Origin of the sequence: Kribbella kalugense, from assembly GCF_004365875.1 — a bacterium.
In the GTDB taxonomy this organism is placed as follows: domain Bacteria; phylum Actinomycetota; class Actinomycetes; order Propionibacteriales; family Kribbellaceae; genus Kribbella; species Kribbella kalugense.
The window spans coordinates 333,451-354,264 of record NZ_SODF01000002.1 but is presented as its reverse complement, the minus strand read 5'-3'; the positions used below and the strand labels follow the sequence as shown (position 1 = coordinate 354,264).

General features: G+C 68.2%; 17 protein-coding genes. 13 read left to right on the top strand and 4 right to left on the bottom strand.

Annotation, left to right across the window (positions count from 1 at the left end; translation table 11 throughout):
- Nucleotides 1-55: 55 nt before the first annotated feature.
- Nucleotides 56-346 carry a hypothetical protein gene (locus tag EV650_RS19320; RefSeq protein ID WP_134120444.1) on the bottom strand — a complete coding sequence of 97 codons (291 nt, stop codon included), beginning with the start codon at nt 344-346 and terminating at the stop codon, nt 56-58.
- 479 nt (nt 347-825) lie between these two features.
- On the opposite strand from EV650_RS19320, the gene EV650_RS19315 reads away from it, so the two are divergent.
- The 3 genes from EV650_RS19315 to EV650_RS19305 all read left to right on the top strand — a co-directional run bounded on the left by EV650_RS19315 (nt 826) and on the right by EV650_RS19305 (nt 7,499).
- Entirely contained in the window at nt 826-2,658 is a 1,833-nt protein-coding gene (locus EV650_RS19315; RefSeq protein ID WP_134120443.1) for a S8/S53 family peptidase, read from the top strand.
- 87 nt (nt 2,659-2,745) lie between these two features.
- Nucleotides 2,746-3,708 carry an LLM class F420-dependent oxidoreductase gene (locus tag EV650_RS19310; RefSeq protein WP_134120442.1) on the top strand — a complete coding sequence of 321 codons (963 nt, stop codon included), beginning with the start codon at nt 2,746-2,748 and terminating at the stop codon, nt 3,706-3,708.
- A gap of 116 nt (nt 3,709-3,824) precedes the next feature.
- The gene (locus tag EV650_RS19305) at nt 3,825-7,499 is read left to right on the top strand and encodes a S8 family peptidase (protein WP_238174323.1); all 3,675 of its coding nucleotides are present in this window, start codon (nt 3,825-3,827) and stop codon (nt 7,497-7,499) included.
- Nucleotides 7,500-7,604: 105 nt separating this feature from the next.
- On the opposite strand, the gene EV650_RS19300 is transcribed toward EV650_RS19305, so the two are convergent.
- Nucleotides 7,605-8,966 carry a lytic transglycosylase domain-containing protein gene (locus EV650_RS19300; RefSeq protein ID WP_134120440.1) on the bottom strand — a complete coding sequence of 454 codons (1,362 nt, stop codon included), beginning with the start codon at nt 8,964-8,966 and terminating at the stop codon, nt 7,605-7,607.
- Nucleotides 8,967-9,224: 258 nt separating this feature from the next.
- Here EV650_RS19300 and hemL point away from each other — a divergent pair, with 258 nt between their 5' ends.
- The 9 genes from hemL (at nt 9,225) to EV650_RS19250 (ending at nt 18,255) form a co-directional block, all read left to right on the top strand.
- A complete protein-coding gene (gene hemL, locus EV650_RS19295) occupies nt 9,225-10,547 on the top strand; it encodes a glutamate-1-semialdehyde 2,1-aminomutase (RefSeq protein ID WP_134120439.1) in 1,323 nt (440 codons plus the stop codon).
- A 37-nt stretch (nt 10,548-10,584) separates the two neighbouring features.
- Nucleotides 10,585-11,208, top strand: a complete 624-nt coding sequence (locus EV650_RS19290; protein WP_238174563.1) for a histidine phosphatase family protein — start codon at nt 10,585-10,587, stop codon at nt 11,206-11,208.
- The gene (locus EV650_RS19285; RefSeq protein ID WP_134120437.1) at nt 11,208-11,771 is read left to right on the top strand and encodes a TlpA family protein disulfide reductase; all 564 of its coding nucleotides are present in this window, start codon (nt 11,208-11,210) and stop codon (nt 11,769-11,771) included. Before EV650_RS19290 ends, EV650_RS19285 begins: the two co-directional genes overlap by 1 nt.
- Before the next feature lie 40 nt (nt 11,772-11,811).
- Nucleotides 11,812-12,519: a cytochrome c biogenesis CcdA family protein gene (locus tag EV650_RS19280; RefSeq protein ID WP_238174562.1), complete on the top strand. Its 708-nt coding sequence runs from the start codon at nt 11,812-11,814 to the stop codon at nt 12,517-12,519.
- A gap of 1 nt (nt 12,520) precedes the next feature.
- On the top strand, nt 12,521-14,107 hold the full coding sequence (resB, locus tag EV650_RS19275) for a cytochrome c biogenesis protein ResB (RefSeq protein WP_134120435.1): 1,587 nt from the start codon (nt 12,521-12,523) through the stop codon (nt 14,105-14,107).
- 76 nt (nt 14,108-14,183) lie between these two features.
- A complete protein-coding gene (ccsB, locus tag EV650_RS19270) occupies nt 14,184-15,158 on the top strand; it encodes a c-type cytochrome biogenesis protein CcsB (protein ID WP_134120434.1) in 975 nt (324 codons plus the stop codon).
- Nucleotide 15,159: 1 nt separating this feature from the next.
- Entirely contained in the window at nt 15,160-15,411 is a 252-nt protein-coding gene (locus tag EV650_RS19265; protein WP_134120433.1) for a DUF4229 domain-containing protein, read from the top strand.
- Between the two features lie 609 nt (nt 15,412-16,020).
- A complete protein-coding gene (locus EV650_RS19255; protein ID WP_134120432.1) occupies nt 16,021-16,629 on the top strand; it encodes a TetR-like C-terminal domain-containing protein in 609 nt (202 codons plus the stop codon).
- Between the two features lie 54 nt (nt 16,630-16,683).
- On the top strand, nt 16,684-18,255 hold the full coding sequence (locus tag EV650_RS19250; protein WP_134120431.1) for an MFS transporter: 1,572 nt from the start codon (nt 16,684-16,686) through the stop codon (nt 18,253-18,255).
- Between the two features lie 60 nt (nt 18,256-18,315).
- On the opposite strand, the gene EV650_RS19245 is transcribed toward EV650_RS19250, so the two are convergent.
- Complete coding sequence (locus EV650_RS19245; protein WP_134120430.1) at nt 18,316-18,798, bottom strand: GNAT family N-acetyltransferase; 483 nt, start codon at nt 18,796-18,798, stop codon at nt 18,316-18,318.
- 37 nt (nt 18,799-18,835) lie between these two features.
- Nucleotides 18,836-19,855, bottom strand: coding sequence for a M48 family metallopeptidase (locus EV650_RS19240; protein WP_134120429.1), 1,020 nt, complete (start codon nt 19,853-19,855; stop codon nt 18,836-18,838).
- 114 nt (nt 19,856-19,969) lie between these two features.
- Here EV650_RS19240 and EV650_RS19235 point away from each other — a divergent pair, with 114 nt between their 5' ends.
- Nucleotides 19,970-20,800, top strand: a complete 831-nt coding sequence (locus EV650_RS19235; protein WP_238174322.1) for a helix-turn-helix domain-containing protein — start codon at nt 19,970-19,972, stop codon at nt 20,798-20,800.
- The last annotated feature ends 14 nt before the right edge of the window (nt 20,801-20,814 follow it).

Sequence of the window (20,814 nt, the reverse complement as noted above, 5' to 3'; positions counted from 1 at the left end):
GCGCCCGACTCTCAGCCCTCCCAACCCGCCGGTCAACCCCTCACCGGTTCCGAAACTAGAGCGCTCTCACACCGCCCGGTCGCATGTGCGGCCTGGGGCCGGGGTGGTAGTCGGAGCGGACGAGTTCCGGGCTGGAGATGGTGGTGGTGCCGATGGGTGTTCTACGGCGGGCGGCGACCCAGTCGATCAGTGCATCAGGCTTCGCGATCTCAGTGGTGAAGTGCAGAAGGTTCAGGTACCAGATGTCGCGAGGGTCGGGCTCGTGATGGGCGTCGGGGCCTAGTTCGGTGGTGAGGCGTTTGCTGAAGAGGTCGGCGTTTTCGTCGAGGGGCTCGGCACAGGCCATGACTGTGCCGGGGGTGAGGGTGAGGCCGGTGACTTGGAAGGGGATGGGCCAGGTGGTGGCGAGGGTGGCGCGGTGGAGGGCGGACTGGTAGCGCCTGAGGGTGGGGTCGTCGGGTGGGATCAGCTCTCGGCGTGGCTCGAGGGCGCGGACGGTGAGGTGGGCGGAGCCGAGTTGGCCGGTTTGCCAGTGGGCTGGGCCTGCTAGGGCGGCTGCCTCTGTGGTCAGGGTGTCTAGGGCTTGTGTGAGTGGGCTGTCCTGGGGAGGGCGCAGTACGACGGAGACGGGCCAGCGGCCGCCGTCCTGGGGGAGTTCGTCGCGTTGATGGGTGCCTTGTGCAATCTTTGTGGCGGCCGTGATGAACAGCCGTTCGAACTTGTCGATGAGAGTTCTCCCTTGCGGTCAGTTGGGTTTGACGCGAAGTCTGGACAGCTGGTTCGTGGCTAGGTGACTGTGGTCCCGGCGACGAGGGGGAGGACTCCATGAAGCTTCGATACGTGCTGAGCAGCGTGGCGCTGATCGTTCCGATGGCTGTGGTCGCGGTGGTCTCACCAGCGACAGCGGCATCACCGCAGGACTCGGCAGGCTCGGTGAAGATCCCCACGATGCTGCGCGACGCCGCGGCCAAGGCGACGGCGAACAGCAGGTCGCTGAGCGCCGGGACCAAGGCGCTGAAGGTGGACGGCAGCGGCCGGCTCGGTGTTGAGGTCTATGCCGCTTCGCCGGTGACCGCGCAGCAGGAGGCCGCGCTGACCTCGCTCGGCGTGTCCGTGCTGAAGAACACCGCGAGCTTCAAGAGCGTCCCGGGCGCCGACCTGCCGCAGACCGGCCTGGTCTCGGCGTCGATCCCGCCGGACAAACTCGACGCGGTGGCCGCCCTCGGCTGGGTGACCGCCCTCCGGCCGTCGCTCCGCCCGCAGGTGGACGTCGGACCGGTGACCGCCGAAGGCGTGCAGCTGCACAAGGCGGACCTCGCGCAGGCACGCGGCCTGACCGGTCGCGGGCAGAAGGTCGGCGCGATCTCCGGCGACGTGGACCACATCGCCGATGCGATCGCCGCGGGTGAGCTGCCGGCGGACGTGCAGGTGCTCCAGCAGGCGGCGTCGTACGTCGACGACGAGGGCACCGCGATGCTCGAGATCATCCACGACCTCGCGCCCGGCGCGAAGCTGGCCTACGCGAGCACGCAGGACACCACGGCGCAGTACGTCGAGGCGTTCCACACGCTCGCCAACGCGGGCGTCTCGATGATCGCCGAGGACATCGCGCTCGACGACGAGCCGGTCTTCCAGCAGGGCATCGGCGCCGCGACCGCGGAGGGCCTGGCCAAGCACGGCATCTGGGTCAGCTCGTCGGCCGGCAACCTCGGCAACCGGCACGCGCCGCGGGTCGCCGCGGTCGGTACCGGCAAGGGCCCGGACGGCGCCACCGGCCCGTTCAACGGCTGCCCGGACGCGCCCGACAACGTGGTGAAGCTCCGTGGCGACGACACGTCGTACGACCTCAACCTGCTGCCCGGGGCGTCGGTCATGCCGACCCTGCAGTGGAGCGAGCCGCGCGCGGTCTACCCGACCGCGGGCCAGGGCGGCTTCACCGACCTGAACCTGTACCTGATGGACAGCACCGGCACGAGGTGCCTCGCGTCCAGCACCGGAGTCCAGGCGAACGGCGTCGGTGACACCATCGAGCAGTTCGAGTACGACAACACGACCACCGCGGCCCAGGCCGTGAAGCTCGTCGTCGACGTCCAGGGCACCTCGACCGCCCGCAAGGCGCCGATCCTGGACCTGCGCTGGCGTGCGCTGTCGGCCGGCGTCCAGACGATCGACCCGCCGGAGCGCGCCGGTTCGATGAACCCGGACTCCAACTACATCGGCTTCGCCACCAGCGCCGGCGCGGTCAACGCGAACACGTCGGTCGACCCGAAGACCACGCCGCTCGAGGCCTACAGCGCGGCCGGTCCGACCCAGCTGATCACCACCACCCGCTGCCCGGGCGGCAAGCCCGGTCCGTGCAAGGGGATCCCCGGTCCCGGCTCGGTGAGCTTCCCGGCGCCGTACTGGCTCGCGTCCGACGGTGTCTCGGTGAGCGGTGCCGGCGGCTTCGGCTCGGGGACCTGCCCGACCACGCTCAACCGGACCTGCCTCTTCTTCGGTACGTCGGCCTCCGCGCCGAGCGCCGCCGGGGTGGCGGCCCTGACCCGGCAGGAGTTCGGCGGCCGGCTGGCACCGATCGCCCTGAACGCGATCTTGGCCGCGCGCGCCGTACACCGCCCGGGACCCGGAGTGGGCGCGGGAGTGCTGAGCGCGCGATGAATTAAGAAGCTGTAGTGGTCCGATTGAGTGCAAATTCAGTACTCGTAGTGATGGACCGATGCTGCCATCCCCAGAAAGGATGGCAGCATGACTACACGTTTCGGGGTTTTCGTCCCGCAGGGCTGGAAGATGGATCTGGCGCAGATCGCCGATCCGATCGAGCAGTGGGAGGCGATGACGGACGTCGCCAAGCGCGCCGACGAGCAGTCCTGGGACTCGATCTGGCTGTTCGACCACTTCCACACGGTGCCGGAGCCGAGTGACAACACCACCTTCGAGTGCTGGAGCGCGACCGCGGCGCTGGCCCGCGACACCAAGCGGGTGAACATCGGCCAGATGGTCGGCTGCAACGGCTACCGCAACCCGGCGCTGTACGCGAAGATCGCGTCCACCGTCGACGTCGCCAGCCACGGCCGCCTGTACGCCGGTATCGGCGCGGGCTGGTACGAGCACGAGTGGAAGGCCTACGGCTACGAGTGGACCGACATCCCGCAGCGGATGGCGGCGTTCCGCGAGGCGACCGAGATCATCTACAAGATGTGGACCGAGGACAAGCCGGTCTACAACGGCAAGTACTACTCGATCGACGCACCGATCAACGAGCCGAAGGGCGTCCGCAAGCCGCACCCGAGCTTCTGGATCGGCGGCGGCGGCCCGAAGGTCACGCTGAAGCTGGTCGCGCAGTACGGCGACGCCGCGAACATCGGTGGCGGCAACCCGGAGACCTTCAAGGAGAAGGCGGACATCCTCCGCGGCCACTGCGAGAAGGTCGGCCGGAACTACGACGACATCATCAAGTCGACGAACTTCAACGTGTTCCCGATCGACAAGGGTGACGACCCGCAGAAGGCGACCGAGAAGGCGCTCGGCCCGATGAACCGGGAGAAGTTCGACCGGGACAACCTGATCACCACCGAGGACGAGATCGCCAACAAGGTCGAGGCGGTCCTCGAGGCCGGCGCCGACTACGTGCTGTTCTACATCCCCGGCGTCGCCTACGACCTGGACCTGCTGGAGCGAGTCGAGAACATCACGAAGCGCTTCGCCTGACCGGTACCGGTCATGGCGGGTGTATGTCAGCGGTATTCGTGGACCGGGGCTGAGGGCAACTGACAGGCTCCCGATGATGGCCTCGCGTGGGTCGGGGCGTCGGGAGGTGTCCCGCTGTGTTTTCCCGATCGTCCCGGCTCCGGATCGCGAAGAGCCTGCTTGCTGGGGTGGTCGTCAGTTCCCTGCTGCTGACGACCACCACAGCCAACGCCGGAGGCCCTGGCGAGCCCGCTGCGGCTGTGCAGCCGACACCCGGCGCCAGCAGCAAGCGAATCACGCTGGTCACCGGCGACGTCGCCGAGCTGACCACGAGTGCGAACGGGCAGGTCTCGGCCCACCTGATCGGCGACGAGCCGTACTACTTCGGCACGTTCGACGGTGAGCTGAGCCTGGTCCCGGCCGAGGCGTACCCGCTGCTCACCGAAGGCCGCTTGGACAAGCGGCTGTTCAACCTCACCGAACTCGCTGCGCAGGGGTACGACGACGCGAGCAGCAACCAGCTGCCCCTCCTCCTCACCGCGCCGGCCACCCTGCGCAGCGATACCAGCACGCCGCCTGTGACTCCCCCCGCTGCAACTCTCCGCCGTACCCTCACCAGCGTCGGAAGCTCCGCGGTCACCGTGCAGAAGTCCGACGCGAAAGCTTTCTGGGAAGGCATCAGCGGCCCGACCACCTTCAAGTCCAGCCAGGTCACCAAGATCTGGCTCGACGGCCGCACCCACGCCACCGACGACAAGTCGAACCAGCAGATCGGTGCCCCGACTGCCTGGAAGCAGGGGTACGACGGTCATGGCGTCAAGGTCGCCGTACTCGACACCGGGTACGACGCCGGCCACCCCGACCTCGCGAAGCAGGTCGTTGGGTCGCAGAGCTTCGTCCCCGACGAGGCCGTCCAGGACCTGCACGGCCACGGCACCCACACGGCGTCGATCGTCGCCGGCCTCGGTACGGCGTCCGACGGCAAGCGGAAGGGGGTCGCGCCGGGCGCCGAGCTGCTGATCGGCAAGGTGCTCGACAACAGCGGCGGTGGTTACGACTCCGAGGCGATCGCCGGCATGGAGTGGGCCGTCCAGCAGGGTGCGAAGGTCGTCAGCATGAGCCTCGGCGGCCTGCCGTCGGACGGCACCGACCCGATGAGCGAGGCCGTCGACCGGCTGTCGAAGTCGAGCGGCACGCTGTTCGTGATCGCGGCCGGTAACGCCGGCGCCGAGCAGTCCGTCGGTTCTCCCGGTGCGGCGTCCGAGGCGCTGACCGTCGGTGCGGTCGATGGCGACGACAACCTGGCGAACTTCTCCAGCCGCGGCCCGCGACTTGGCGACGGCGCACTGAAGCCCGAGGTGACCGCCCCGGGTGTGGAGATCGCCGCAGCCCGGGCCGCCGGCACCACGCAGGGTCACATCCTCGGCCAGTACTACACCGCGATGAGCGGCACCTCGATGGCCACGCCGCACGTGGCCGGCGCCGCCGCGATCCTGGCTCAGCGGCACCCCGACTGGACCGGCCCGCAACTGAAGGCCGCGCTTGCCTCGACCGCCGTCCCGTCCGCGGGCGCCCGGACCGACCAGCAGGGCCTCGGCCTGATCAACATCCCGAACGCGCTCGACCCGAAGGTCCTCCCGGACACCGCCAACCTGTTCTTCGGCGATGTCTCCTGGACCGGCCCGACCGCCCCCGCGCCGGTCACCCGGACGGTTGCCTACCGCAACAACTCGAACCGCCAGGTGACCCTCGACCTGTCCGTCGGCGCACAGTCGCCGGCCAAGGTCGCGGCCGCCCTCACCGTGAAGCCATCCCGCCTGACCGTCCCGGCCGGCGGTACGGCGTCCGCAACGGTCACCCTAGATCTCGCGAAGACCAAACCGGCCAACTACGCCGGCGTACTGACTGCCCGCAGTGGCAACACGTCGATCCGGACCGGACTCGGGTTCGCGGCCGGTGGACGGCTGAACCAGGTGACGGTGAAGGCGATCGGCCGCGACGGCAAGCCCGCGACCACCGCCGCCGGTGCGAGCGGGGTGCAGCTGTGGAACGAGGACACCGGTGATGTGAACGCGATCGCGTTCGACGAGACCGGCAGCCGGACTCTTGATGTACCAAGCGGCCGCTACAGCGTGATGGCGTACGCCGTGGGCGGGGACGAGGCCGACTGGGCCAACTCGATCACGCTGCTCGGCGATCCGGACGAGTGGATCGACAGCGACCGGACGTTCACGTTCGACGCCCGGACCGCGCACAAGGTGACGATCAAGACGCCGCGGCCGGCCGACGCGCAGAGCATCGGGATCGCCTGGCACCGCAAGGTCGGCAACCGGGACGCGGTCTCCGGCTGGGGCTTCAACGGCAAGGTTGCCAACGGCATCTACGTGCAGGACTTCGGAAAGGTTGCCAACGGCACGTTCCAGGTCGTGCAGCGTTGGGACCTCGCCCAGCCGCAGCTGACCGTCGACGTTCCCGGCGCGGGCCGTCTGCCGACCCCAGGCCCCGGTTCGTCCCGGACTGTGTACGTCGGGAACGAGAACCTGCCGCTCTACAACGGCGGCGATGGTACGCCGGCCGAGCTGACCGGCGCCAAGGACAAGATCGCGCTGATCCGCTGGACGTCGCCGGACGAGACGACCCCGCAGGTGCAGGCGGCGAAGGCGGCCGGAGCCAAGGTGGTCTTCCTCTACAACGAGGCGCCCGGCTGGTGGTCGACCGGGACCGAGCAAGGCATCCCGCTTTACCTACTGCAATCTGAGCAGGGCAAGCAGTTGCTGGGCACGCTCGCGAAAGGCCCGGTTTCACTCAAGCTCAGCGGAGTCCGCGACAGCACCTACCGGTACGACGTCGCGATCGGACCGTCGATCGTGAAGGGCCCGCTGACGTACGACGTCGCGAAGATGCACCCGGCCGTCGTGACGATGGACTTCCAGCGCAACGACGCGTTCCCGCTGCACAACGACCAGCGGATCGCACACTTTCCGGGGATCACCGCCGGACTGAGCTCGTCGCGAGGGGTGACCGGTCCGGTGACCCGTACCGACTACCTGGTCAGCGACGTCAAGGGTGTGACCTGGGACGAGACGACGGCGGCCGGGGAGTGGAACGAGAGCGGATTCGAGTCCACGATTCCGCGCGCCTACCGGCCGGGGGAGCAGGTCACCCGGGGCTGGTGGGGGTCGCTGATGCGTCCCGCCGTACCAGGGCTGTCGGAGGCGCAAGGGGACATCGATCAGGGCTGGCCGCCGGCGCGGTTCGAGAACGCGTTGCGGATCGCGATTCCGCAGTACGTGAGTGGTGACCGGAGTGTCTTCGGTTGGGGCGATCGTGGCGACGTGACGAGCATGAAGCTCAGTAGCAACGGCGTCGAGCTGGGCAGCATGAACTGGTCGGTTGCACAGTTCACGGTCCCGACCCGGACCGCCTGGTACGACCTGACGCTGGACCAGAAGCGCGGTCCGAGCAGTTGGGCGACCACGTCCACGTCGACGCACACGACCTGGCACTTCCTCTCGGCGCCGACCAAGACCCGGGCTGTGCTGCCGCTGGTCCAGGTCGACTACAAGCACACGAACGGCTGGCTCGAGCTGACACCGCGGTACCAGCCAGGCGCGCGTGGTCTTGGACTCTTCCGGACCACGGCGGAGATCTCGTACGACGGGAAGACCTGGCAGAAGCTGTCGTTGCGGGGGATCGGTGGCACGGTCCGCGCGCAGGTCCCGGCTGGTGCTTACCCGAGCATTCGGGTGACGGCTAAGGATCTGATCGGCAACAGCATTACCCAGACCATCGACCGCGCCTGGGCGAACTGAACGTTAAAAAGAGGCGACGCCACGAAGCCGGGGGGATGTGCTCCGTGGCGTCGCCAGAGGCGCGCCAAGGGAGGGGTGGGGGCAGGCGCGCCCGACTAGGGGGGATCAGCTCCCGAGGATGCCTCCACCGAGAACGCCCAGCAGTCCGAGCAGGGACAGCAGGTTGCGGATGACCTGGTCGACCGCCTTCGCCCCACCGGTCTGGTAGGCGGTCACGCACTTCTGCAGCTGGTCCTGAGTCGGCTTGGTGATCGTCACCTTCGTCATCTCGGACTGGCAGTACGTCGTGGCCGTCTTCAACTCGTTCAGCGTGGTGCCGACCGTGCCGACGATCAGCCCTGCGGCCGTCGTCAGGGTGGCTACACCCGGCGTCGTCGTGGTCGGGGTGGTCGGCTTCGTCGTCGTGGGCTTACCCGGCGTCGGCTTCGTGGTCGTCGGCTTGACCGTCGTCGGCCTGCTGGTCGGCCGGTCCGTCGGACGATCGGTCGGCTCCACCGTCGGCCGCGTCTGGTCACGCTCGTCGGTCGGCGTCGGGATCACCGTGGGCGGCGGCGTCGGGAGGTCGATCGACCTCGGCAGGTTCTTGTCCGACGGTGCGTTGATGTCCCCGCCACCGATCTGGCCGCCGGCGTCGTCGACGTCGTCACCAGAGGTCCCGTTGCCGACCGCGATCCAGCTGCCACCGGCGTACGCCTTGGCGATGCTGATCACCAGGTCGGCGTACTGCTGGGAGTGGTTGTAGCGCAGGATCGCCGCATTCAGGTCGGACGCCTTGGACAGGTCGGTCTTGCCGGAGCACAGGTACACAGCGGTCGACATGGCCGCGTCGTCGATGTCCTGCGGGTTCCGCACTCCGTCACCGTCGCCGTCCACTCCCATGGCTCGCCAGGTGCCGGGGATGAACTGCATCGGACCGACCGCGCGGTCGAACGCGCCGTCACCGTCGAACGCACCGGCGTCGGTGTCGGAGATCTTGGCCATCCCGGACGAGCCGTCCAGCCGGGGACCGTAGATGCCCGGAACCGCGACGCCCTGCGAGTTCAGCGAGTTGCCGCCGAAGCGGCCGTGGTTGGACTCGACCCGGCCGATCGCGGCCACCAGCGTCCAGGGCAGGTGGCAGGCCGGGTCGGCCTGAGCCAGCACCTGCTGGGCCCGGGAGTATGCCTTCAGTGCGGCGTTCGGGATGCCGTTGCGGGACAGCCCGGACACCACCTGGGTCGGTTGCTCGCCAGGATCGACGCCCTGGCCGACCACACCCGGCACCGGCACGTTGGCCGGCTCCGAGATCGGCTGCTTCGGTACGACGACCGACTTGCCTCCGGACAGACCGCTGTCCAGCGACGCCGTGGCGATCGCCGGGTCGTCCGTGGCACTGACGGTGAACGCGCTCGCGAACAGCGCTACCGGGATCAGCGGCGCCACCTGACGCCACCCGCTACCCGAGGCGCGGCGCTTGCCCTTCGCCATCGATGATTCCCCTCCGTGACTCATCGACCAGTCCGGCCCCACGCTGCGGACAGTCTTCGTAGTCTTTCTCGGTTGCCGTCGTAATAGGTCTAACGTCCGCCCCGTTGCGTGGGTTACGCGTCGGATGCAGACCGTGTACGTGCGGTCACCGGGTACCCATACTGGCGCGTAACAAAGCGCCTGTGAACCCCCTGGGAACGATCCGGTGCCGGAATTGTCCCTGCCCTGCCGGTCGGACCGCGCGGGTGGTCGGGGAGAATAACTGCCGTGCCCGACCACACTGAACAGTCCGCCAAGCTCTTCGACAGGGCCTCCGCAGTCACCCCGGGCGGGGTCAACTCTCCCGTACGTGCGTTCCGCGCCGTCGGCGGTGTGCCGCGCTTCATGGCATCCGGTGACGGATGTCACATGACTGACGTCGACGGCAACCGCTACCTCGACCTGGTCTCCTCCTGGGGCCCGCTGCTCCTCGGCCACGCGCACCCGGAGGTGATCGCCGCCGTCCAGGCCGCGGTCGCCCGGGGTACGTCGTACGGGACGCCGACCGAGACCGAAGTCCTGCTCGGTGAGGAGATCGTCGCCCGGACGCCGGTGGACAAGGTCCGGCTGGTGTCGTCGGGGACCGAGGCAACGATGTCCGCGCTCCGGCTGGCCCGCGGGTTCACCGGGCGCGCCAAGATCATCAAGTTCGCCGGCTGCTACCACGGACATGTGGACGCACTGCTGGCCCAGGCCGGTTCCGGCGTCATCACCCTCGGCATCCCCGGTACGCCGGGAGTCACCGAGGCAACGACCGCCGACACGATCGTGCTGCCGTACAACGACCAGGCCGCTGTCTCGGCTGCCTTCGCCGAGTACGGCGATCAGATCGCGGCCGTGATCACCGAGGCCTCGCCCGGCAACATGGGCGTCGTACCGCCGCGGGACAACTTCAACGCCTTCCTGGCCCGGATCTGCACCGAGAACGGCGCGCTGTTCATCTCCGACGAGGTGATGACCGGCTTCCGGATCACCCGGTCCGGTTGGTACGGCGTCGACGGCGTACAGCCGGATCTGATGACGTTCGGAAAGGTCATGGGCGGCGGCTTCCCGGCTGCTGCTTTCGGCGGGCGTGCCGACGTGATGGCCCACCTCGCGCCGGAAGGATCCGTCTACCAGGCCGGGACCTTGTCCGGGAACCCGATCGCCACCACCGCCGGTCTGACCACGCTGAGGCTGGCCACCGACGACGTCTACGCCAAGATCGACGAGACCTCGCTCACCATCCAGCGACTGGTGTCGACCGCGCTGGACAAGGAAGGTGTGCCGCACGTCATTCAGGCGGCCGGGAACCTCTTCAGCGTCTTCTTCGTGGAGTCCTCGGAGGGACCTGCCGAGATCCGGGACTTCGCCGGGGCGAACGCCCAGGTGCTGCCAAGGTTCAGCGCGTTCTTCCATGCAATGCTGGACGCCGGTGTCTACCTGCCGCCGAGCGCCTTCGAGGCCTGGTTCGTCAGCAGTGCCGTCGATGACGACGCGTTGGCCGAGCTGGAGTCCGCCCTGACCCCTGCTGCTCGGGCAGCAGCCGCAGTACAGAACTGAAGGGACAGCGGTGACCGAAACGACGGTCGTGCACCTGATGCGTCACGGCGAGGTGCACAACCCGACCGGTGTGCTCTACGGCCGGATCCCCGACTTCCACCTGTCCGAGCTCGGCCGCAAGATGGCCGAACGGGTCGCCGAGCACGTGGCCGGTCGCGACATCGTCCACCTGGTCAGCTCGCCGCTCGAGCGGGCCCAGGAGACGATGGAGCCGATCGCCAAGGTGTTCGGGATCACGCCGGACATCGACGAGCGGGTGATCGAGGCGGCGAACCTGTTCGAGGGCAAGAAGTTCGGCGTCGGCGACGGCGCGCTGCGCAACCCGAGCGCCTGGTGGCTGCTGCGGAACCCGTTCAAGCCGTCCTGGGGCGAGCCGTACCAGCAGCTGGTACGGCGGATGCGGGACGCGATCGAGACCGCCCGGGAGAAGTCCGCCGGGCACGAGGCGCTGATCGTGTCGCACCAGTTGCCGATCTGGATCGTCCGGTCCGCGATCGAGGGCCGGCGGATGTTCCACGACCCGCGCAAACGGCAGTGCAGCCTGGCCAGCCTGACGTCCTTCACCTTCCACGGCGACCAGATCGTCTCCGTCGGGTACTCCGAACCGGCGAAGGACCTGTTGCCGGTCAAGAACCCGAAGAAGTTCGTCGGTGGCGCGTGATGATCCGTCGTACGGCGGTCGTGGTGGCCGGACTCCTCCTTGTCGCGGGGTGCAGCTCAGGTCAGCAGGCCGCGCAGAACCGGCAGGGACAGTCGGGCTTCGTCAGCGGCACCGGCAACGTCTCGGTGTTCGCGGCGGCCGACCGCAAGCCGGCGCCGGTGCTGACCGGCAAGACGCTCGACGGCAAGACCTGGACGTTGTCCGACCAGACCGGCAAGGTCGTCGTACTGAACGTCTGGGGCTCGTGGTGCCCGCCGTGCCGTAAGGAAGCACCGGATCTGGTCGCGGCGGCGAAGGAGCTCGGGCCGTCGGTGCAGTTCATCGGCCTGAACACGCGCGACCTCGATCCGGCGCCGGCGAAGAAGTTCGTCCAGGAGTTCGGGGTGCCGTACCCGAACCTCTACGACCCGGACGGTAAAGGACTGCTGCGGTTCCGCGGTCAGATCTCCCCGGCCGCGATCCCGACCACGCTCGTGATCGACAAGACCGGCAAGGTCGCCTCGCGGGTGGTCGGTGAAGTGACCAAGCAAACCTTGCTCGGCATGGTCAAGGACGCCGGTTGACCTGATGGGACAGTGGTTCGCCGACTCGATGACGGGGTCGATGCTGGTAGCACTGCCGATCGCAGTGCTGGCCGGCGCGATCTCGTTCTTCTCGCCGTGCGTCGTACCGCTCCTGCCGGGCTACCTGTCGTACGTCACTGGTCTGTCCGCGGCCGAGCTGGACTCGGCGAAGCGCGGCCGGATGCTTGCCGGTACGGCGTTGTTCGTGGCCGGGTTCTCGGCCGTGTTCATCCTGACCGGGGTGGTGTTCGGCAAGGCCGGTGATCTGTTGATCGATCACCAGACCGCGATCACCCGAGTGCTCGGCGGACTGACCGTCGTACTCGGTGTCGTCTTCCTCGGCGGGTTCGGGTTCATGCAGAAGGATCTGCGGGTGCATCGGGTCCCGGCGGTCGGGATCGCGGCGGCGCCGCTGCTCGGCGTACTGTTCGGATTTGGCTGGACGCCGTGCATCGGTCCGACGCTCGGGACCGTGATGACGCTGGCCACGACCGAAGGCAGCAGCGGGCGAGGTGCTCTGCTGGCGCTGGTGTTCAGTCTCGGGCTGGGCATTCCGTTCATCGTGGCGGCGCTCGCGTTCCGGCGGATGCTGTCCGCGGTGACGTGGGTCCGCAAGCACCAGTTGCTGGTGATCCGGATCGGCGGCGTACTGATGATCGCGGTGGGACTGCTGCTGCTGACGGGAGTGTGGGATTCGATGACCGCGGAGCTACGGCAGTGGGTCGCCAACTTCGGATCGGCGGTGTGAGATGACCGAGATCAAGGACCGCATCGGAGCCTCGTCCCGCCCGGAGGAGCCGTCCGGACCGCCGGCGCTGGGCCTGGTCGGCTGGCTGCGATGGACCTGGCGGCAGCTCACGTCGATGAAGACCGCGCTGGTGCTGCTGTTCCTGCTCGCGCTCGGCGCGGTGCCGGGCTCGCTGGTTCCGCAGACGGCGATCGACCCGATCAAGGTGTCGGACTTCCTCACCGCGCATCCGAAGCTCGGGCCGTTGTACGACAAGCTCGGGCTGTTCGACGTTTACAAGTCGGCCTGGTTCTCCGCGATCTACCTGCTGCTGTTCATCTCGCTGATCGGTTGCGTCGTACCCCGGCTCTCGGTCTACTTCAGGGCCGTCCGCGCTCGTCCGCCGAAGCCGCCGCGGAACCTGAACCGCCTGCCCGGGTACGAACGCTTCGAGGTCGAAGCCGACAGCGACGTGCTGGAAGTCGCGAAGCGCGAGCTACGCCGGCGCCGGTTCCGTGTGCAGACGTACGACGGCGCCGTCTCGGCCGAGCGTGGTTATCTGCGCGAGGCGGGCAACCTGCTCTTCCACTTCTCGCTGATCCTGGCGCTGATCGGATTCGCCTGGGGTTCGCTGTTCGGCTACCGCGGTACGGTCTTGGTTGTCGTGGGCAACGGTTTCTCCAACACGCTGGCGCAGTACGACGACTTCACGCCGGGGCGCGCGTTCGGCGGTGACGACGATCTGCCGCCGTTCTCGCTGACCGTGAAGGACTTCCAGGTGAAGTTCCAGCAGGACGGGCCGCAGAAGGGTGCGGCACGGGAGTTCAAGGCGCAGCTGGAGTACCAGGAGACGCCGGACTCGCCGCAGAAGTCCTACGTACTGCAGGTCAACCATCCTCTGGAGCTGGACGGCAGCAGCCTCTTCCTGCTCGGCCACGGATACGCGCCGCGGGTGACGGTCCGGGACGGTCAGGGGAACGTGGCGTTCTCCGGGCCGGCGCCGTTCCTGCCGCAGGACAACAACTTCTCGTCGTTCGGCGTGATCAAGGCGCCGGACGCACGACCGGAGACGCTCGGCTTCGAAGGGTTTTTCCTGCCGACCGCGGTGATCGGCCAGGACGGTCCGGTGTCGGTCTTCCCAGACGACCTGAACCCGCAGTTGGTGATGACCGGGTACTACGGCCGCCCGCAGCCGGAGACCGGGAAGCCGGAGTCGGTGTACCAGCTGGACAAGTCGAAGCTGACGCAGTTCGAGCAGAACGGCGACAAGTGGCGGTTCCAGCTCGCGCCAGGGCAGAGCGCGACGTTGCCGGACAAGGCCGGGTCGATCACCTTCGACGGCTACAGCCGGTGGGTGAAGCTGCAGGTCAGCCACACTCCCGGGACGCATCTCGCGCTGGCGGGCATCCTGCTGGCGATCCTCGGACTGATGGGCTCGCTGTTCGTGCACCCACGTCGTACCTGGGTGCGCGTCCGGGACGAGGACGGGCGTACCGTGGTCGAGGTGGCCGGTCTGGACCGCGGTCCCGAACGCGGCCTCGGTGACGAGATCCACGCGATAACCAAGAGCCTGAAACCCGCCGGACCGAGTAACCAGGAGCAGCCATGAGCGAACGGAGTGAGCTCATCATCAAGCACAGCGCGTGCAGAGCCTCATCCGCGCCCGGAGCGAAGCGAGGACGTGGATGAGCGGGGAGACCTACGCACATGTCTCCAACCTGCTGATCCCTACCGCCACGGTGATCTATGCCCTGGCCATGGTCTCGCACGCGATGGAGTGGGCCATCGGCCGCGCGTCCGTCGTGAAGACCGCTGTGGTCAAGGAAGGGGTCCTGGTCGCTTCTGACGGCCAGCCGGTCTCCGACGTACCTGCTGTGGAGGAGCCGGAGTCCGGCGAGCGGATGGATGCGGCCAGCCGGATCGGGCTGCTGCTGACCTGGCTGGGGTTCTTGCTGCACCTCGGCGGTGTCGTCACCCGTGGCCTCGCGGCGCAGCGGGTGCCGTGGGGGAACATGTACGAGTTCTCCATCACCGCGTCGCTGGCGGTCGCGATCGTCTACCTGATCTTCGTCCAGCGCTACAAACTGCAGTACCTCGGGCTCGGCGTGACCTTCGTGATCGCCGCCGTACTCGGTCTGGCGTCGCTGGCGCTGTACACGCCGGCAGGTCCGCTGGTCCCGGCGCTGCACTCGTACTGGCTGGTGATCCACGTGTCCGCGGCCGCGATCTCCGGTGGTGCGTTCACTGTCGGAGGGCTGCTCTCGGTGCTCTACCTGATCAAGGCGCGCGCCGAGCGCAAGGTCCTGGCCGGCGGCACGATGTCGGCTTCGCTGGGTCGGCTTCCGAGCGCCGAGTCGATGGACGGTACGGCGTACAAGGTGCTGGCGTTCGCGTTCCCACTGTGGACGTTCGGCGTACTGGTGGCTGGGCCGATCTGGGCCGAGCACGCCTGGGGCCGGTACTGGGGCTGGGACCCCAAGGAGGTCTGGTCGCTGGTGACCTGGGTGGTGTACGCCGCCTACCTGCACGCACGCGCGACCGCGGGCTGGCGGGGCCGCCGGGCCGCGACGATCGCGATCGTCGGCTGGTTCGTCTTCATCTTCAACTTCGTCGGCGTGAACCTGCTGGTCTCCGGCATGCACTCCTACGCCGGGGTGTGAGATGAAGGAGTTCGCCATCTACACCGGCCTGCGGGCGGTCCTGTTCGCCGTCTGCTTCGCCGTGTTCTGGCTCGTGCTGCACAGCTGGCTGACCATCTTCCCGCTGCTCCTCATCGCGCTGGTCCTGTCGTCGATCCTCTCGATTTTCGTACTCCGTGCCGCCCGCGACCGGCTGGCCGGCAAGATCGAGACCCGCGCCGCGAACATCTCGACCCGCCTCGAGCAGGCCCGCACCGCCGAAGACGACGACTGACGCTCGTCCCCGTGCTCGGTCGTCGGCGCTGAGGAGATCTGTCCGCTGGTCGGCATATCGCCTCGCTGGCGCGGCTGCTCGGCGTCCAGTACATCCCGGTCACGCCGTTCTTCCCGCTGCTCGGACCGCTGGGGCTGATCCCCGCTGCCGTCCAAGCGCCTGATCGGGTCCGCCCGCCGCGCGAACCTTCCCCGTGCGCGCCGTCCGTCCGCGACCATCGCGGCGGCGTGCATCTCTCCGACGCGGCCGTCTCGGGGGTCAACCCCTGAGCTGGCCGGTTGCCCCCGTGGACTGGGGGGTGTTAACCGACCAGGTGAGGGGTTGACCCCTGAGACGTTCGGGCGAGCAGGGCTGGGCGGGGGGTGAGTGCGGCAGGCGAGTTTGCGGAACAAATTTTGCACCAGGTGGCAGGAAGGTTCCGGAAAGCGCCGACCGCGCCGCCGGTCAGGCCCACGACGCCGTACCAGTGATCGACTGGTACGGAGAGTGACCTATGCCACTTCGGAATTCTCCGCAAAATCCTTTGTGCCTTCCTTCACATGAGTCGTACAGTGGTGGATGAAACGAAACGGTTTCGTTCCATCGGTATTCTAGTAACTACTCAGGGTGATGAAGGTGGACACAGCAGGCGTGCGGCAGCGGCCGCGGGTCGAAGGTGGGCGTGAGGAGGAGATCCTCGACGCGACCGTCGCGGTGGTGGCCGAGCTCGGCTACGACCGGCTGACGATGGACGCGGTGGCGACGGCGGCGAAGGCCAGCAAGGCCACGCTGTACCGGCGCTGGACCACCAAGGCCGAGCTGGTCGTCGACGCGATCAGCCGGGCCAAGGGCTGCCCGATGCCGGAGGATGTCGACACCGGCAGCCTCCGCGGGGACCTGATCTCGATGTCGTGCGGCGACGGTGGCTTCACCGACGAGATGCCGATGTCGGTGATCGCCGGCCTGATCACCGCCCTGCACCGTGACGCCGACCTGCAGAAGGCCTTCCGCGAGCGCTTCCTGGCGCCTCGGCAGGAGGTCACCGGCAAGGTGTTCGAGCGCGCCGTCGAGCGCGGCGAGATCGCGCCGGGAGTGGACATCGAGCTGCTCTCGACGACACTGCCCGCGGTCATCGTGCACCACGCCTACGTCCTCGGCGTCCCGCCGACCGACGAGCTGATCCTCCGAGTGATCGACAACGTGATTCTGCCTGCGGCGCGGGGGTCGCAGGCGAGCTGACCGGCGGGGTGCCGGTTCGCGACCAAGACAGTCTGCCCAAGAGGGGAAATTCCTATGTCCGAAGAAGTCATCAAGGCCGACCCGCCGGAGGGGAGGCCGGTCGACGGAGTCAACGCCGCGGCCGCGCCCGCGGCGCACGGTCACCGCAATCTCGGTGTCGCGCTCGCGCTGATCTGCATGGCGCAGCTGATGGTGGTGCTGGACGGCACCATCGTGAACATCGCACTGCCGCACATCAAGGACGCGCTCGGCTTCAGCAACGCGTCGCTGCCGTGGGTGGTCAACGCCTACGCGCTGGCCTTCGGCGGTCTGCTGCTGCTCGGCGGCCGGATCGGGGACATCCTCGGTCGCCGCAAGGTCTTCATCTTCGGCGTCGTACTGTTCGGCCTGGCGTCGTTCGTCGGCGGTATCGCGCAGAGCGAGAGCGTGCTGCTGGCCAGCCGGATTCTGCAGGGTCTCGCGGCCGCGGCGGCCTCGCCGAACGCGCTCGCACTGATCACCACCACCTTCCCGGCCGGCAAGGAGCGCAACCGGGCGATGGGTGTGTACGCCGCCATGTCCGGGGCCGGTGCGGCCGTCGGTCTGATCCTCGGTGGTGCGCTGACCGAGGCGTCGTGGCGCTGGACCTTCTTCATCAACACGCCGATCGGCCTGATCGTCGCCGTACTGGCATTCCGGTTCCTGGGTGAGTCGGCCCGGCAGACCGGCAAGTTCGACCTGCCTGGCGCGATCACCGGCACGGTGGGTCTGACCTCGCTGGTCTACGGTCTGACCCACGCGGGCTCGAACGGCTGGGGTGACGCGTTGACGCTGACCTTCATCCTCGGCGGCCTGGCTCTGATCGGGATCTTCCTCGGTATCGAGGCCCGGTCGCGGCACGCGCTGATGCCGTTCCGGATCCTCGCGAACCGGACCCGTGGGGTCAGCTTCTTCGTGATGCTGATCGTCGGCGCGGCGATGTTCTCGATGTTCTACTTCCTCGGCATCTACGTGCAGAGCGTGATGGGCTACAGCGCGCTGAAGACCGGTATCTCGTTCCTGCCGTTCAGCGTCGGCATCGTGGTCGCGGCCCAGGTCGCTTCGACGCTGGTGGCGCGGATGGACCCGCGCTGGATCTCCGGCGCCGGTGGCGTGCTGGTGTCGGCCGGCATGTTCGGGTTCAGCCGGCTCGAGGTGGACTCGACGTACTGGGGTCACCTGCTGCCGTACATCCTGGTGCTCGCGTTCGGTATGGGCCTGATCTTCGTGCCGCTCACGCTGACCGCGGTCAGTGGGGTCGCGGACGAGGACTCCGGTGTCGGTTCCGCAGTACTGAACACCGTGCAGCAGATCGGTGGTGCGATCGGCCTGGCGCTGCTGGGCACGATCTCGGCCAACGCGATCAAGGACAAGTTCGCCGAGCTGGCCCCGGGCCTGCAGAAGGCGGCCGAGTCCGGGCAGTCGCCCGACCAGATCAAGCAGTTGCAGGGTCAGTTCACCGCACTGGCCACGACCCACGGCTTCACCCGTGCGTTCATCTGGTCCGGGTTCCTGGCGCTGGGCGCGGCCTTGGTCACGCTGGTCGGCCTGTCGATCAAGCACAAGGACCTGGCCAACGACGGCAAGAGCCCGGTCCACGTGGGCTGATCACCCGATACGCGAACGGCCCGCTTCCCGGGAGGGGGGAAGCGGGCCTTTCGTTTGTCTCTACAGCTGCTTGCGCATCACGAGTTCGCGGCGTACGCCGTCCGCCATCAGGTCACCTTGTTCGTCGGTGTCCTCGAAACCGTTGCGGAGATAGAGGTTGTGCGCCGGATCGTTGCCGGGGACAACCGACAGGTCGAGAACAGTGGCGCCGGTACTGCGGGCCCAGTCTTCGATCGCGGTCATCAGCGCGTTGCCGACACCGTGACCACGACCGGCCGGCGCGACCCACATCGACACCAACTCGGCGTTGGACTCTTCGTCAGCCGGGAACCCGCCGGCCAGACCGACCGGCGTACCGTCGATCGAGGCGATCACCTGGTAGGCGCCGGCTACCGAGAGCCGCTCCCGCCAGCGTTCCTCGGTGGCGTCCACCCAGTCCGCGAGCTGCGAACCGAAGGCGAACGCCGCTTCCTCGAGCGCGGCGAGCCGGAGCTCCCGCCAGGCCTTCCAGTCATCCGGGCCAACTGCTTGTACGTCGATCACGCCGACAGGATCGCAGTCGGCCCGGTTCCAGGACCAGTCAGTTTCGGGGTGGGAACTTCGAGGACACCCAGTCGCGGACACCGCCGAGGCCGTCGCCGAGGTCGCGGAGCAGCTTGGCCAGCGGGTCCTGGGAGCGGTTGAACGCGTCGGTGTACGACTTGGCCGCGTTCTTCGCCTCCTGCGACATCGACGCGTTGCCGTCGTCCTGGCGCTTCGGGTAGTCGCCGGACACGACCGTGGTGTACTCGCCCTCGTCGACCCAGCGGCGCAGCTCGTGCGCGCGGATGACGGCCAGCGGGTGAGTCTGCGCCTCGAGCAGCAGCAGCTTCAGCACGCTGTCACGCAGGTCGCCGGAGCTTTCGTACTCCGTGCCTTGCGCGAGGAACGCCGTCGTGTCGAGCTCGGCGAGCTGACCGCCGCTGGCGAGTTTCATCTGGACGCGCAGCGCGACCGCCGGGTCCTGGACCGCGAGCAGGCCGGCCCGGTCACCCGACAACTCGGCCTTGCGGGACCACTCGTGCAGGGCGGCGATGATGGCGCGGAGTCCGAGAGCGCCGATCGGCATCCAGTTGAACGCGCCGGTGAGGCGCATCAGCCAGAGCAGCAGCGACTGGTACAGGGCGTGACCGCTCTGCGCGTGACCGAGCTCGTGACCGAGGACGAACCGCAGCTCCTCCTCGTCCATGCCCTGCAGCAGCGCGCTGTTCACCACGATGAACGGCTTGTCCATGCCGATCGTCATCGCGTTCCAGATCGGGCTGTTCGTGACGAACAGCTCCGGGAGCTCCCGGACGTCCAGGGTGGCGGCCGCCTCGGTGAAGAGCCGGTGCAGGGTCGGGAACTGCCGCTCGTCGACCCGGATCGCCGAACCGAGGAACTGGAGCCGGAACGCGCGCTCGTTGATCAGCCCGGACATCTTCCGCAGTACGAAGTCGAAACCCTTCAGCTGCCGCAGCGCCACCAGCGCACCACGGTCCGCCGGGTGCTCCCACGCCCGCGAACTGATGTCGGTCAACGTCACCCGCTGCCGCGTCGGCCGATCACTGCTCTCGCTCATCGCTCCCCCTGCTGCCCGGTCGTCATGTTTCCCCAACTTAGCTCGCTCAGGGGGCGGAGCCATCCCGTCGGGCTCTGTCGGCTGGGTGTCGGCGATGCTGTGGGAGTGGAGTACGTGTCCAGAGTGCCGCGACCGCCGCTCGACGGGCTGATCGACGACCTCTACTACCTGGAGGGTTCGCCGCCGTACGCCCGGCTGACGCTGCCGCCGGCGCCGTCGGCGTTGCTCATCGTCAACCTCGGGGCGCCGTTCCGCATCCGCGCCGGCGCCGACGTCGAGACGGCCGAGTACGCCGACGGCTGCGTGGTCACCATGCCCACCCGCGCGTGGGAGTTCAGCTACCCACTCCGGACCCGGTCCGTCGGCGTGCACTTCAAGCCGTGGGGGCCGGCACCGTTCCTGCCGATGCCTGCGGTCGAGCTGTGTGACCGGCCGGTGACGATCGAGCAGGTTTGGGGCCGGCCCGCCACTGCTGAGCTGCGAGACCGGCTGGCCGCGGCGGACGGACCGCACGCGATGCTGACGCTGCTCGAGGAGGAGCTGATGCGACGGCTGTGCGAGACCGCCGGCCTCGGGCTGGTCCGCCATACGAGCAGTGTCATCGCGGCGACCAGTGGGGCGGTGGCGATCGGCGACCTGAGTGTGGCAGCCGGTGTCAGCAGCACTCATCTGACGCAGCGGTTCAAGGAGCTCATCGGAGTCACGCCGAAGCGGCTGGCCCGCACCTACCGCTTCGCCGCCACTGTGTTCGCGATCGACCCGGCCGGACCGATCGATTGGGGTGACCTCGCCGGTGGCGCGGGCTACTTCGACCAGGCGCACTTCGGCCACGAGTTCCGGGCGTTCACCGGGCTCACGCCGACCCGGTACGTCGAAGTACGGCGGCGGTTCCTGCTCGAACATCCCGGTCACGTGTTCGAGGGCTGGCCGCTGCCGGCCGATTGATTTCTTACAAGATC

What these genes read in the sequence shown, in the direction of transcription:
- EV650_RS19320 (WP_134120444.1), bottom strand. Translation starts at nt 346, where the DNA reads ATGGCCTGTGCCGAGCCCCTCGACGAAAACGCCGACCTCTTCAGCAAA.
- EV650_RS19315 (WP_134120443.1), top strand. Translation starts at nt 826, where the DNA reads ATGAAGCTTCGATACGTGCTGAGCAGCGTGGCGCTGATCGTTCCGATG.
- EV650_RS19310 (WP_134120442.1), top strand. Translation starts at nt 2,746, where the DNA reads ATGACTACACGTTTCGGGGTTTTCGTCCCGCAGGGCTGGAAGATGGAT.
- EV650_RS19300 (WP_134120440.1), bottom strand. Translation starts at nt 8,966, where the DNA reads ATGGCGAAGGGCAAGCGCCGCGCCTCGGGTAGCGGGTGGCGTCAGGTG.
- EV650_RS19290 (WP_238174563.1), top strand. Translation starts at nt 10,585, where the DNA reads ATGCGTCACGGCGAGGTGCACAACCCGACCGGTGTGCTCTACGGCCGG.
- EV650_RS19285 (WP_134120437.1), top strand. Translation starts at nt 11,208, where the DNA reads ATGATCCGTCGTACGGCGGTCGTGGTGGCCGGACTCCTCCTTGTCGCG.
- EV650_RS19280 (WP_238174562.1), top strand. Translation starts at nt 11,812, where the DNA reads ATGCTGGTAGCACTGCCGATCGCAGTGCTGGCCGGCGCGATCTCGTTC.
- resB (WP_134120435.1), top strand. Translation starts at nt 12,521, where the DNA reads ATGACCGAGATCAAGGACCGCATCGGAGCCTCGTCCCGCCCGGAGGAG.
- ccsB (WP_134120434.1), top strand. Translation starts at nt 14,184, where the DNA reads ATGAGCGGGGAGACCTACGCACATGTCTCCAACCTGCTGATCCCTACC.
- EV650_RS19265 (WP_134120433.1), top strand. Translation starts at nt 15,160, where the DNA reads ATGAAGGAGTTCGCCATCTACACCGGCCTGCGGGCGGTCCTGTTCGCC.
- EV650_RS19255 (WP_134120432.1), top strand. Translation starts at nt 16,021, where the DNA reads ATGAAGGTGGACACAGCAGGCGTGCGGCAGCGGCCGCGGGTCGAAGGT.
- EV650_RS19250 (WP_134120431.1), top strand. Translation starts at nt 16,684, where the DNA reads ATGTCCGAAGAAGTCATCAAGGCCGACCCGCCGGAGGGGAGGCCGGTC.
- EV650_RS19240 (WP_134120429.1), bottom strand. Translation starts at nt 19,855, where the DNA reads ATGAGCGAGAGCAGTGATCGGCCGACGCGGCAGCGGGTGACGTTGACC.